Raw genomic sequence first — 11,614 nt, 5'->3', positions numbered from 1 at the left:
AGATACCGCCTTCAACCAGATCAGGCAAAGCGCTCGTTCAAACCCGGCCGTGGCAATCCGCATGCTCGATGCCATCGCCCAGATCGCTGTTCATGTGAACTCTGTGCAGCAGGCGACATGCCTCCAGCGCCACGCAGGCATGATCGTCAAAGGGGCGCGTGACGCTGTGCCCGAAACAGACGATGTGCTCGCCGTCGAGGCGCGCTTCACCGAGGCGATACGTGCTCTGCGTATTTTTCGCAGCTGACGCAACGATGTGTCTCGCCGTCAGCCGCTCACTGTGGGCCGATGTCCGGTGTTTCTGATCCAGGTCAAGGCGGCCAGCTTATTGGCGATCAGACTGACCATGGGGTGTGCGAGCGTGCCGTTGTCAGGCGTTGGCGGCTTGGATAACAGGGTTCATTGACGAGGTGCTTCATGACTGACGAATCGCGCCATGTGCTGCTGGTCCTGAATGCGGGGTCGTCGGGTATCAAATTTTCTTTGTACCAGGCGGACGTTGACTCCTGGCGCGGACCTGTATGCCTGGGCAGCGGAAGTTTCAACGTGCGTCACGACACTGAGCACCTGATCTTCAATCGCACGGGTGCACACACCCAAAATGAAGAACAGTGGCCACGCAACGATGCCTCGCCGCCAGGCGGCACCTTGTACCACCTGATGGACTGGATTGACCGTCATTACGCCTGGCAAATCTGTGCAGCGGCCCATCGTGTGGTTCACGGTGGCGATCGTATTGAGGCTGCGCAACGGGTCGACGACGCGGTGATCGCCGACCTGCAAGCGCTTATCCCGATGGCGCCCCTGCATCAGGCGCAGTGCCTGGCGCCGCTCCTCTATCTGGCGGGCAAGCATCCTGGCCTGGCGCAGTTTGTGTGTTTCGATACCGCGTTCCACCACACCCTCGACGCGCTGCAAGTGAGCTACGGACTGCCCCGGGCATTGACCGCGCAAGGCCTGCGCCGCTATGGCTTTCATGGTTTGTCCTACGAATACATCGCCAGTGTTTTGCCTCAATACGACAAGCGGGCGGCCAAGGGCAAAACCATCGTCGCCCATTTGGGCAGCGGTGCCAGCCTGTGCGCGATGCACAACAGTGTCAGTCGCGCAACGAGCATGGGCTTCTCCACACTGGACGGGGTGCTTATGGGCACCCGGCCCGGGCATCTCGACCCGGGCATCCTTCTGTACTTGATGCGTGAGCGCGGCATGAGCGTGACGTCCCTGGAACATCTGCTGTATCACGAGTGCGGGCTGCTGGGCGTGTCAGGAGGGATCTCCAGCGACATGCGCGAACTGCAGGCCAGCGAAATGCCTGAAGCGAAAGAGGCGGTGGCTTTGTTCGTACGCAGCGTTGTAGGTGAGATTGGCGCGTATGCGGCGCTATTGGGTGGGCTGGATGCATTGGTGTTTACGGGAGGCATCGGCGAACACGCCACCGAAGTGCGCACCGCTATTGTTGAGGGTTGCCAATGGCTGGGGGTGCAGCGCAACGACGGTGAGGCAAATGCATTATCAGGCTGCCTGTCGAGGCCCGACAGCCCCGTGTCAGCCTGGGTGATACCCACTGACGAAAACCTGAACATGGCACGGCATGTCTTGCGACAGTTGCATACCTCTTGCTGAAACCATGGGTAGTGCCTTGTTAACAACCGTGTGGAATCGCTGCCACTCGACCCGTCGCTGCTAGGCCTTGCGTCGCTGATGCCTGGTGAACACACAGCACACGCATGGCGTGGACGTTGTCGAAGGACGCTGTCAGATACTGTGTATGACTGAGGATTGACGCCATCAACGCAACCACAGCAACGGGGGCCGTTCCCGATTCAGGCGCCGCAATGGCTTCGACCAACGCATCCGCCAAACACACGCTTGGCATGTTCTCCATGACCGTGCTGGTGATCGGCGCAATGGTGGGGGGAGGGGCCTTTAACCTGCCGCAAAACATGGCGCAACAGGCAGGGCTGGGCGCGGTACTCATTGCCTGGTGGGTGTCTGGGCTTGGCATTTTCTTCCTGGCTCGCACGTTCCAGGTGCTGTCTGACATCAAACCTGAGATTACCGCCGGCATTTACAGGTACTCGCGCAATGGCTTCGGCAAATTCGCCGGGTTTCAGGTCGCTTGGGGCTACTGGCTGTCATCGGCCTTTGGCAACGTTGGCTTCGCAATACTGCTGATGGACACACTCAACTATTTTTTTCCGCCTTACTTCAACGGCGGGAATACCGGGTGGGCAATTGTGCTCGGGTCGAGTGTTTTCTGGGCACTGAACTGGCTGGTCTTGCGCGGGGTCAAGCGTGCGTCGGCGCTTAACGTGATCGGCACGGTAGCCAAGTTTGTGCCGATCGTGGTGTTCATCGGGGTGGTTGCCGTCTCGGTGAAAGCCGGACTTTTCAGCACCGATTTCTGGGGCAATGTCGGCGCCAACGCAGCGGGCGGCAAGCCGTTGGGCAACCTGCTGGGGCAGGTCAAGAGCACCATGCTTGTGACCTTGTGGGTCTTCATTGGCATTGAAGGCGCAGTGGTCATGTCCGACAAATCGGATGCCAAGACCGTGAGCCGGGCGACATTGACAGGGTTTTTCGTGACCTTGTTACTGTACGTTCTGATTTCGGTACTGCCCTTTGGGATCATGACTCAGGCGCAGTTGGCGGTCATTGCACCGCCCTCGATGGCGGCGATTCTAGGCTCGATTGTCGGCAAATGGGGCGAGTATTTTGTTAATGGTGGGGTGCTGATCTCGGTATTGGCTTGCTGGCTGGTATGGACCCTGCTCGTCGCTGAGCTACCCTGGGCTGCGGCCAAGGACGGGACATTTCCCCAAGCGTTCGCCATGACTAACAAGCAGGGCGCTGCGTCGGTCTCGCTGTGGGTTTCCACCTTCGTCATGCAGGCGGCGATGATCCTGATGTTCTTCTCGAACAACGCCTGGAACGTGATGCTCTCCATCACTGGGGTGATGATATTGCCGGCCTACATCGGCGCCACGGGCTTCTTGTGGAAAATCATCGCGAATGGCAGTTACCCGACGACCGCAAAGGTCGGTAAAACCACGGCGTTGGTCAGCAGTGTGTTGGGTACGGTGTATGGGTGTTGGCTTGTTTATGCCGCAGGCCTTGAATACATGCTCGCCGGCGCCATGTTTTTTGCCATTGGCAACGGGGTGTTCATCTGGGCACGCAAAGAGCACTCGCCGACTGAGCCTGTGTTCAAAAGGCTCGAGATGATTGTTGCCGTGCTGCTTGTCGTCCTTGGCGTATTAGCGCTGTGGATGCTGTTCAGCGGCCACCTGGCACAGGTCTATTCTCGCGTTCCCGGTTGAACTGTTGTGACGACTCGTACGGCGGCGAGGCCTTGATCCAAGCACAGTCGGGGTCGACACGCAGCGATTTGTCCAGCCAACGTCTGTTCGCTGACGCACGCTGTCGAACCTGATTCAGGTGGGTTTATCCACGCAGGCGCTGATCGACGCTGCACGACGTTTGCGTCGCTCGAGCCATTCAAAGAGTCCCATGCCGGCTAACATAGCGATGACAAACACAACACCTTCAGGAAGGCCCGAGCCTAGCAGCACCAAAGCCGGCCCCGGACAAATACCGGCCACGCCCCAACCGACGCCGAACAGAAGGCTACCCATGACCAGGCGCCGATCAATATTTCGAGCGGTGGGCAGGTTCATCGGCAGCCCCAGCAGCGACCGGGTTCGCGTTCTTGCGAATTTGAAACCGACTGCCGCCACTGTAATGGCGCCGCCCATGACAAAGGCCAGTGAGGGATCCCAGCGTCCGCTCACGTCGAGGAAACCTATGACTTTGGCCGGGTTTGTCATTCCGCAAACCAGCAAGCCGATGCCGAACACCAAACCGGCAACCCACGCATAAAAAAGCGGCATGCTCAAAGGCCTCCCAAGAGATGGCCAACAACATAAACGGTGATGAAACCCGCGCTCATGAACACGAGTGTGGCGACCACGGAGCGTCGGGATAAACGCGACAGGCCACACACACCGTGACCACTGGTGCACCCAGCCCCATAGCGCGTGCCAATACCGACCAGCAGGCCGGCAAGGATCACGAGTGGATAACCGGCGTCGATCTGCACCGCAGGCAATGGCGCGACAAGTTGGTAAGCCACGGGAGCCATCAGCAGCCCCAGCACAAATGCCGCTCGCCAGGCAACGTCCCCCGTCACCGGGCGAAGCAGGCCGCCGACGATGCCGCTGATGCCGGCGATGCGTCCGTTGAACAGTATCAACAGCACGGCGCCCGAGCCGATCAATAGGCCACCGACCCATGCACTCAGCGGCGTGAAGTGGCTCATATCGATCATAGCGGTTTCCTTTTAGAAGGCTGCGAGAAGGATGACAGATTGGGGCGGGCGGGCATTAATTCATGCCCAGCCAGTTGGGCAGTGCCAGGGTAATCCAGGGGACATAGGTAATCAGCACCAGGAACAGCAGCAAGAGCACCAGCCAGGGCATGGCTGCCTTGATGGTGGCAGGCACTGACATGCCCGTCACCGCGGACGTCACGAACAAGTTCAGACCGACCGGGGGCGTTATCAAACCGATCTCCAGATTGACCACCATGATGATCCCAAGGTGAATCGGGTCGATACCCAGCTTCATGGCGATCGGGAAAAGGATCGGCGCCAGGATCAGGATAATGGCCGAGGGCTCCATAAACGCACCAGCCACCAACAAGACGATGTTCACCACCAGCAGGAAGGTCACCGGTGTCAGCCCCGCCTCGATCACCCAGGCCGTGATTTGTTGGGGTAACTGCTCGGTGGTTAATACGTGAGCGAAGAGCATGGCGTTGGCAATGATGAACATCAGCATGATGCTCAGCTTGGCAGCGTCGAGCAGCACTTTAGGTGTCTCGCGAAACGTCAGATCCTTGTAGACGAACAAGGCGATGAACGCCGAATACACCGCCGCCACGGCAGCGGCTTCCGTCGGCGTGAACATCCCGGTGTAAATGCCACCCAGGATGATCAGCATCAACAGCAACCCCCAGACGGCTTTACGTGCAGCACTCAGAAACTCACGCAGGGTTGCGCGTGGCAGGGCCGGCAAGTTTTTCTTAACGGCGACGATGTAGATCGCCACCATCAGCGTTATCCCCAGCAGCAGGCCAGGTATGACGCCGGCCATGAACAGCTTGCCAACGGATGTCTCGGTGGCGGCGGCATACACCACCATCACGATCGAGGGCGGTATCAGGATACCCAGTGTGCCCGCGTTACAGACGATTCCCGCGCCGAATGCCTGCGGGTAACCAGAGCGCACCATACCGGCAATCGCGATCGAACCCACCGCCGCAACCGTTGCGGGGCTGGAGCCGGAGAGCGCTGCAAACAGCATGCAGGCCAATACGGCGGCGATGGCCAACCCTCCACGAATATGCCCGACGCAGGCGTTGGCAAAGTCGATCAGCCGGCGTGCGACGCCGCCGGTGGTCATGAAGGCGCCCGCAAGCAAGAAAAACGGAATCGCCAGCAGGGTGTAGTGCTCTGACGTTTCAAACAACTTTATGGCCAGGGAGCGAACGGAATCCGGGCTGAAAAATACAAGGGTCAGCGAGCCCGCCAGGCCCAAGGAAATGGCAATGGGCACACCAATGAACATCAAGGCGAAAAGTGCCGCGAACAGGAAGGCAATGGTCATGGTTTATTGTCCTCGTGTTCGGTCAGTTTCATCACGTCGGCGGCTTCATCGGCCAGGCCGAGACCGGTTTGGCGGTGCAGCAGGATGCGCACGAAAATTTCAGCGAAACGGATGAATACCAATGCAAAACCCACAGGGACGATCAGCCCGATGTGCCATTGCATGATCCCGAAATGGCCAAGGTCCTCGGCGCCAATTCCCGCCGACATCAGGGTATGAATCCACTCGAAGCTGGCCACACTGAACAGGCCGGCATAGAGCAGGCAGCAAAGACAGGCCAAGATCCCAATGAGCCGCTGGACGGGTTTACTCGCCAGCTTTACCAGCGCGTCAACGCCAATATGCCCGGCGGTGCGCACACCATAGGACAGGCCGAAGAAGATCAGCCAGCCGAACAGCGCCTTGGTGAGTGAGGTGCTCCAGGTCATGGCTTGAGCCATGCTCATGACGCCATCGCCCATGGCGAATAATAGGTTGCTGGCGCCTTCCCAATTGTCGGCAAGCCGGTAGAAGAGCGTATAGAGATTGTTGAGGATGACGTAGACGAACGTTACCAATGTCATCGCGGCCAAAAGGAAGACAATGAAGCCTTCCTCGAAGTGTTCCCAGATGCGCCGAAAGGCCTGCATGGATGGCATCTCCCGTATGGTAATGACTGGCAGGTGCTACCACGTCGGCAACACCTGCCTTGCGGTCATTGAGCCTTGTTGGCGGCTTCGGCTGCGGTGATCAGCTCAGGGCCGATATCGGCTTCGAATTTTTTCCAGACGGGTTTCATCGCGACACGCCATTGTTCGCGTTGTTCAGGTGTCAGGGTGATGATTTCGGTGGTTTTGGCGGCAATGATGCTTTGCTTGGCGTCCTGATTGAGCTGCTCGGCATCTTTGTTAACCTGCGCGGTCACCTGCACAATAATCTTGTCCAGTTCACTGCGAATGTCCGGCGGCAGGCCATTCCAGAACTTGGTGTTGGTGATCAGCATGTAATCGAGCACACCATGGTTGGATTCGGTGATGTATTTCTGCACCTCATGCATTTTCTGGCTGTAGATGTTCGAGTAAGGGTTTTCTGCACCGTTGACCACACCGGTTTGCAAGCCCTGATACACCTCGGCAAAGCTCATCTTGCGCGGGTTGGCGCGCAGGGCCTTGAACTGCTCCTCAAGCACCGCAGAGGCCTGCACCCGAAACTTCAAGCCGCGGGCATCCCCAGGAACACGCAGCGGTTTGTTGGCCGACAACTGCTTCATCCCATTGTGCCAATAGGCCAGGCCGGTGATGTTTTTACTCTCCATGGACTTAAGCAGCCCCTGGCCCTGCGGGCTCATCTGGAAGCGGTCAACCGCAGCGATGTCATCAAACAGAAAGGGCAGGTCGTACAGTTGGAGGGTCTTTGTGTACTGTTCGAACTTGGCCAGTGACGGCGCAATTAACTGCACATCCCCCAACAACAGAGCTTCCATCTCTTTGCCGTCACCAAACAACGATGAGTTGGAATACACCTCGACCTTGACCTTGCCGGGTAAGCGTTCCTCTACCAGTTTCTTGAACAGCAGTGCGCCTTGGCCCTTGGGCGTATGGTCGGCGACGACGTGTGAGAACTTGATGATGATTGGATCAGCTGCCATGACTGCACTCATGCTCCCTAGAGCAAGCGTGCAGGCGAGTGCCTTGCAGATGGATTTGAACATTTTGGGGGATTCCTCTTATTTTAGTTTTTGGGCGGCCTGTGCTCTGACGCGCAGTTGGTTATACGGCCAAGCATCCAGTCTAGGCAAAAAAACATCACTGAGTGCAGGCGCGTCAGCGTGGCAATGGAAAGCGCCACTGAGTAGTTTCCGCACCTTCTGCCCTGCGCCACACGCGCGGTCTTAGAGCGGGCCAGATTCTGGGGGCGCACGGGCCTCCTGGTATCCGCCCAGTCATACCGCCGATCCTTGTCTGTAGGTAGTTTCCGAGGCTACTCAAGCGCCTGTCAGGCCGCTAACGTGGGGGTATGCCGTATTGGCGTAGAGCGCACGCTTAGTTAGGCGTTGCCCGGCCGCTGAATTCGCGTGCTTCGCACCGTGTTAAGGGTGGCGAAAAAAAAGGTTACTGAATATGTCGGAGACGCCAACCCCCCAGCAGGACCGTTTACTCGCCGTACTCCCTGGCGAGGTTGGCCATCGTCTGTTTCCTGAGCTCGAGTGGGTGTCAGTGCCCGTTGGCAGAGTTTTATATGACCTCGGGGGCGTGCCGCAGACCGATCGGCTGCTGCCCAGCGCTCGCCCGATGCGCCTGAACAGGCCCGGCTACCACGCTGTTCCAGCCATGTGCATTAACCAAGGCATGGAACACAGGCTCGCCACGATAACCCCGCAGGAGGACTGGAGATGATGCTGCGCCAGGTGACGCCGCAGAACGCGGCTATGAATGTCGGTGTGGTGGCTACCGTGCGCGGCAGTGTTGTGGACATTCGTTTCGATGCAGTGCTGCCGCCCATCCACACCCTGTTGCGCGCCGGTGATGCAGGTCGGGTGGTCATCGAAGTGTTGGCCCAGCGTGACGAGCACCACGTGCGTGGCATCGCGCTGACACCCACCCAGGGATTGGCGCGAGGAATGCCTGTACACGACACCGGTGGCCCTTTGAAAGCGCCGGTTGGCAATCAGATTCTGTCGCGCATGTTCGACGTCTTTGGTAATACCATCGATCGCCAGCCTGCGCTGGATGGCGTGCAATGGCGCTCCGTGCACCAGGCGCCACCGCCGCTGATACGCCGCTCCACCCATTGCGAGGTGTTCGAGACCGGCATCAAAGCCATTGATGTGCTCACGCCTCTGGAGCGCGGTGGCAAGGCGGGCCTGTTCGGTGGCGCGGGTGTCGGCAAGACGGTGCTGCTGACCGAGATGATCCATAACATGATCGGCCACCAGAAAGGCGTGAGCATTTTTTGCGGTATCGGTGAGCGTTCACGCGAAGGCGAGGAGCTATACCGTGAGATGCAGGCCGCTGGCGTGCTGCCCAACATGGTGATGATTTTTGCCCAGATGAATGAGCCGCCTGGAGCACGTTTCCGGGTCGGGCATGCGGCATTGACGATGGCAGAGTACTTTCGCGACGACCAACACCGCGATGTGCTGCTGCTCGTCGACAATATTTTTCGTTTTATCCAGGCCGGTTCCGAGGTTTCCGGCTTGATGGGGCAGATGCCGTCGCGCTTGGGTTACCAGCCGACGATGGGCACCGAGCTCGCGGCGTTGGAAGAACGTATCGCCAACACCGACAGCGGTGCTATCACCTCGATCCAGGCGGTTTACGTGCCAGCTGATGACTTCACCGACCCGGCGGCAGTGCATACGTTCTCGCACCTCTCGGCATCGATTGTCTTGTCGCGCAAACGCGCGAGTGAAGGCCTTTTTCCGGCCATCGATCCCCTGCAGTCCAGCTCGAAGGTGCTCACGCCGGGCATCGTTGGCGAGCGCCACTACCGCCTTGCGCAGGCAATCCGCCGTACGCTCGCCCAGTACGCCGAACTCAAAGACATCATCGCCATGCTCGGCTTGGAGCAATTGTCAGCGGATGACCGCAAGGTGGTGGCCCGTGCACGTCGCCTGGAGCGCTTCCTGACCCAGCCTTTTTTTACCACCGAGCAATTTACCAATATGCGCGGCAAGCTCGTCAGTCTGCATGACGCGCTGGACGGCTGCGAGCGCATTCTGGCGGACGAGTTCAAGGACTTCCCGGAAAGCGCGCTCTACATGATCGGCGCAGTCGATGAAGCCAAGGCGAAGGTGAACACCTCGCCTCAGACCACTGAGGAGCCGAGCCATGCCGTTGATGACACTTAAGGTATTGCTGCCGTTCGAAGTGTTCGCCGTTGAAACCAACGTGTCGCACATCGTCGTCGAGACGGCGCAAGGCTCGTTCGGCCTGCTGCCAAGGCGTCTGGACTGTGTGGCGGCGCTTGTGCCGGGCATCCTCAGTTTCCACAGCGAAGCCCAAGGTGAAGTGTTCCTGGCGCTGGACGCGGGGGTGCTGGTCAAGACTGGACAGACCGTGGTGATCTCGGCGCGACGGGCGCTGCGCGGTGACGATCTGTCCCGGCTGCACGACGCAATCGAGCAGCAGTTTCTGACACTGGATACGCAAGAACTTGCGATGCGCGCGACCATGGCCCGGCTGGAGAGTGGCTTCATGCGCCGCTTCGCGTCGTTACACGATCGCCCGTTATGAAGCAAAACCCGAAACGCCCGTCGTCCGATCCTGCACCTGGCGGCCCGACACTGGCCGAACAGGTCGGCGCCAAGGCCGCCCGAAAACTCAAAGCACGCCGCCGCGGTACTCCTGGCGTGTGGTTCGGCCTGGGCATGATGGGGCTGATCGGCTGGTCCGTGGTGGTGCCCACATTATTGGGCGCGGCCCTTGGGCTGTGGCTCGATCATCACCCGTCCGGCGGTCGGTCGTGGACGCTGGCGTTGTTGGTGGCGGGGTTGACCCTCGGTTGCTTCAACGCGTGGCGTTGGGTGGCCAGGGAAGACCACGCCATGCACGATGAACTCGACGAGAAGGAGCAGGGTGATGATTGACTATGGCAGTTGGGCGCTGGTGGGGATGGGCGCGTTGTTGGCCGGTGGCGTGCTGGGCGCGATATTCTTCGGCGGGCTGTGGTGGACCGTACGCCGTGGCGCCTCGTCGCCAACGCCGGCACGCTGGTTCCTTGGCAGCCTCCTACTGCGCACCGCCATCGTCTTGCTGGGCTTCTATGCCGTCGGTGCCGCTCAACCGGCGCGGCTGGGGCTGTGCATGTTGGGCTTCCTGCTGGCCCGGGCCCTGGTCATGCGCGTCACACGCTTGAGCGCGGCGACCAAGGCACCGCCTCTACGGGGAGCGCCGCCATGCGCCTGACGCCTGATGCATGGATCTTTTGGCAGGGTGGCGTCTTCAAGCTCAATGCCACGATTGTATTCACTTGGGCGCTGATGGCGCTGCTGGTCGTGGGTGCAGTGCTGATCACCCGCCGCCTTGCTACCGGCCACGAACGCTCGCGCTGGCAAAACCTGCTCGAGATTGTGGTGATGGCCATGGTCGGCCAGATCAAGGATGTCGGCCTCAAGCATCCACGCCGTTATCTGGGTTTTCTCGGCACGCTGTTCCTGTTTGTCGCCGCTGCGGCACTGGGCACGGTGATCCCTGGCTTCGAACCGCCCACCGCCTCACTGTCGACCACCGTCGCACTGGCGTTGTGCGTATGGGTGGCGGTGCCGGTGTTTGGCATCTATGGCCAGGGCTTGGCGGGCTACCTCAAGTCGTACCTGCAACCGACGCCGATCATGCTGCCCTTTAACCTCATCAGCGAAGCTTCACGCACGCTGGCGCTGGCAGTGCGCCTGTTCGGCAACATGATGAGCGGCGCGATGATCATCGCCATCTTGCTATCGATCACACCGTTTTTCTTCCCCATCGTGATGACCGTGCTGGGTTTGCTCACCGGCATGGTGCAAGCCTACATCTTTACCATCCTGGCGGCGGTGTACATCGCCGCCGCCACCCGCAGCGGCACAGCCGCCAAGAAGCCGTCCTCGGCAGCGGCGGCCTGAGCCCTTTTGACCTCTCCCATCAACCCATACAAAGGCCCCTTATGGACTCTCTCACCTGGATCGCCATCGCCTCGATTGTTATGGCGGGCTTGACCACCGGCTTCGGTACGATGGCCCCCGCGCTCGCCGAAGGAAGGGCTGTCGCTACAGCGCTAAGCTCCCTGGCGCAACAGCCCGACGCGTCCGCTACCATCACGCGCACGCTGTTTGTCGGCTTGGCGATGATCGAGTCAACGGCCAGTTACTGCTTTGTCGTGTCGATGGTCCTGATCTTCGCCAAACCATTCCGGAATAACTCTATAGCGTCCGTTGCACCGGCGGCCGGTCAATAGACCCTGTTCCTTGACAGGTTCCACTGTTCCCCCCC

At 59.6% G+C, this 11,614-nt stretch carries 14 protein-coding genes; 9 read left to right on the top strand and 5 right to left on the bottom strand.

Going from position 1 to position 11,614, the window contains the following annotated elements; genetic code table 11:
* The 3 genes from E0F99_RS30140 to E0F99_RS25810 form a co-directional block, all read left to right on the top strand.
* Positions 1-247 (top strand): hypothetical protein (locus E0F99_RS30140; protein ID WP_207303101.1); only part of this gene is annotated, 247 nt, incomplete at its 5' end.
* Positions 248-417: 170 nt separating this feature from the next.
* Entirely contained in the window at positions 418-1,626 is a 1,209-nt protein-coding gene (locus tag E0F99_RS25815) for an acetate/propionate family kinase (RefSeq protein ID WP_083359051.1), read from the top strand.
* Positions 1,627-1,838: 212 nt separating this feature from the next.
* Complete coding sequence (locus E0F99_RS25810) at positions 1,839-3,323, top strand: basic amino acid/polyamine antiporter (RefSeq protein WP_083359050.1); 1,485 nt, start codon at positions 1,839-1,841, stop codon at positions 3,321-3,323.
* 114 nt (positions 3,324-3,437) lie between these two features.
* Here E0F99_RS25810 and E0F99_RS25805 read toward each other — a convergent pair whose 3' ends face one another.
* The 5 genes from E0F99_RS25805 to E0F99_RS25785 all read right to left on the bottom strand — a co-directional run bounded on the left by E0F99_RS25805 (position 3,438) and on the right by E0F99_RS25785 (position 7,359).
* Positions 3,438-3,893 carry a YeeE/YedE family protein gene (locus E0F99_RS25805; protein ID WP_083359049.1) on the bottom strand — a complete coding sequence of 152 codons (456 nt, stop codon included), beginning with the start codon at positions 3,891-3,893 and terminating at the stop codon, positions 3,438-3,440.
* A 2-nt stretch (positions 3,894-3,895) separates the two neighbouring features.
* On the bottom strand, positions 3,896-4,330 hold the full coding sequence (locus tag E0F99_RS25800) for a YeeE/YedE family protein (RefSeq protein ID WP_083359048.1): 435 nt from the start codon (positions 4,328-4,330) through the stop codon (positions 3,896-3,898).
* A gap of 55 nt (positions 4,331-4,385) precedes the next feature.
* Positions 4,386-5,669 (bottom strand): C4-dicarboxylate TRAP transporter large permease protein DctM, encoded by a 1,284-nt coding sequence (gene dctM, locus E0F99_RS25795; protein WP_083359047.1) that lies wholly within the window; start codon positions 5,667-5,669, stop codon positions 4,386-4,388.
* Entirely contained in the window at positions 5,666-6,298 is a 633-nt protein-coding gene (locus E0F99_RS25790; protein ID WP_083359046.1) for a TRAP transporter small permease, read from the bottom strand. The genes dctM and E0F99_RS25790 overlap by 4 nt, the downstream gene beginning before the upstream one ends.
* Positions 6,299-6,363: 65 nt before the next feature.
* Positions 6,364-7,359, bottom strand: coding sequence for a TRAP transporter substrate-binding protein (locus E0F99_RS25785; RefSeq protein WP_083359045.1), 996 nt, complete (start codon positions 7,357-7,359; stop codon positions 6,364-6,366).
* Between the two features lie 681 nt (positions 7,360-8,040).
* On the opposite strand from E0F99_RS25785, the gene atpD reads away from it, so the two are divergent.
* Genes atpD through E0F99_RS25755 form a run of 6 tightly spaced genes read left to right on the top strand, consistent with a single transcriptional unit; the run spans position 8,041 to position 11,579 of the window.
* Positions 8,041-9,498 (top strand): F0F1 ATP synthase subunit beta, encoded by a 1,458-nt coding sequence (atpD, locus tag E0F99_RS25780; protein WP_083359043.1) that lies wholly within the window; start codon positions 8,041-8,043, stop codon positions 9,496-9,498.
* Positions 9,479-9,883 carry a F0F1 ATP synthase subunit epsilon gene (locus E0F99_RS25775; protein ID WP_083359042.1) on the top strand — a complete coding sequence of 135 codons (405 nt, stop codon included), beginning with the start codon at positions 9,479-9,481 and terminating at the stop codon, positions 9,881-9,883. Before atpD ends, E0F99_RS25775 begins: the two co-directional genes overlap by 20 nt.
* Positions 9,880-10,236, top strand: a complete 357-nt coding sequence (locus E0F99_RS25770; protein WP_083359041.1) for an AtpZ/AtpI family protein — start codon at positions 9,880-9,882, stop codon at positions 10,234-10,236. The genes E0F99_RS25775 and E0F99_RS25770 overlap by 4 nt, the downstream gene beginning before the upstream one ends.
* Positions 10,229-10,555: an ATP synthase subunit I gene (locus E0F99_RS25765; protein ID WP_083359040.1), complete on the top strand. Its 327-nt coding sequence runs from the start codon at positions 10,229-10,231 to the stop codon at positions 10,553-10,555. The genes E0F99_RS25770 and E0F99_RS25765 overlap by 8 nt, the downstream gene beginning before the upstream one ends.
* Positions 10,546-11,247: a F0F1 ATP synthase subunit A gene (locus E0F99_RS25760; RefSeq protein ID WP_083359039.1), complete on the top strand. Its 702-nt coding sequence runs from the start codon at positions 10,546-10,548 to the stop codon at positions 11,245-11,247. The genes E0F99_RS25765 and E0F99_RS25760 overlap by 10 nt, the downstream gene beginning before the upstream one ends.
* 41 nt (positions 11,248-11,288) lie before the next feature.
* Complete coding sequence (locus tag E0F99_RS25755; RefSeq protein ID WP_130909000.1) at positions 11,289-11,579, top strand: F0F1 ATP synthase subunit C; 291 nt, start codon at positions 11,289-11,291, stop codon at positions 11,577-11,579.
* Positions 11,580-11,614 lie beyond the last annotated feature (35 nt).

It is taken from the genome of Pseudomonas antarctica (genome assembly GCF_900624995.1).
Taxonomy (GTDB): domain Bacteria; phylum Pseudomonadota; class Gammaproteobacteria; order Pseudomonadales; family Pseudomonadaceae; genus Aquipseudomonas; species Aquipseudomonas antarctica.
Note: the sequence above shows the minus strand (reverse complement) of the source record. Positions and strands in the feature narration are given on the sequence as shown.

Coding starts and splice junctions, on each gene's coding strand:
- E0F99_RS25770 (WP_083359041.1), top strand. CDS start 9,880: ATGAAGCAAAACCCGAAACGCCCGTCGTCCGATCCTGCACCTGGCGGC.
- E0F99_RS25785 (WP_083359045.1), bottom strand. CDS start 7,359: ATGTTCAAATCCATCTGCAAGGCACTCGCCTGCACGCTTGCTCTAGGG.
- E0F99_RS25790 (WP_083359046.1), bottom strand. CDS start 6,298: ATGCAGGCCTTTCGGCGCATCTGGGAACACTTCGAGGAAGGCTTCATT.
- E0F99_RS25810 (WP_083359050.1), top strand. CDS start 1,839: ATGGCTTCGACCAACGCATCCGCCAAACACACGCTTGGCATGTTCTCC.
- E0F99_RS25805 (WP_083359049.1), bottom strand. CDS start 3,893: ATGCCGCTTTTTTATGCGTGGGTTGCCGGTTTGGTGTTCGGCATCGGC.
- atpD (WP_083359043.1), top strand. CDS start 8,041: ATGATGCTGCGCCAGGTGACGCCGCAGAACGCGGCTATGAATGTCGGT.
- E0F99_RS25815 (WP_083359051.1), top strand. CDS start 418: ATGACTGACGAATCGCGCCATGTGCTGCTGGTCCTGAATGCGGGGTCG.
- E0F99_RS25755 (WP_130909000.1), top strand. CDS start 11,289: ATGGACTCTCTCACCTGGATCGCCATCGCCTCGATTGTTATGGCGGGC.
- E0F99_RS25775 (WP_083359042.1), top strand. CDS start 9,479: ATGCCGTTGATGACACTTAAGGTATTGCTGCCGTTCGAAGTGTTCGCC.
- dctM (WP_083359047.1), bottom strand. CDS start 5,669: ATGACCATTGCCTTCCTGTTCGCGGCACTTTTCGCCTTGATGTTCATT.
- E0F99_RS25765 (WP_083359040.1), top strand. CDS start 10,229: ATGATTGACTATGGCAGTTGGGCGCTGGTGGGGATGGGCGCGTTGTTG.
- E0F99_RS25760 (WP_083359039.1), top strand. CDS start 10,546: ATGCGCCTGACGCCTGATGCATGGATCTTTTGGCAGGGTGGCGTCTTC.
- E0F99_RS25800 (WP_083359048.1), bottom strand. CDS start 4,330: ATGATCGATATGAGCCACTTCACGCCGCTGAGTGCATGGGTCGGTGGC.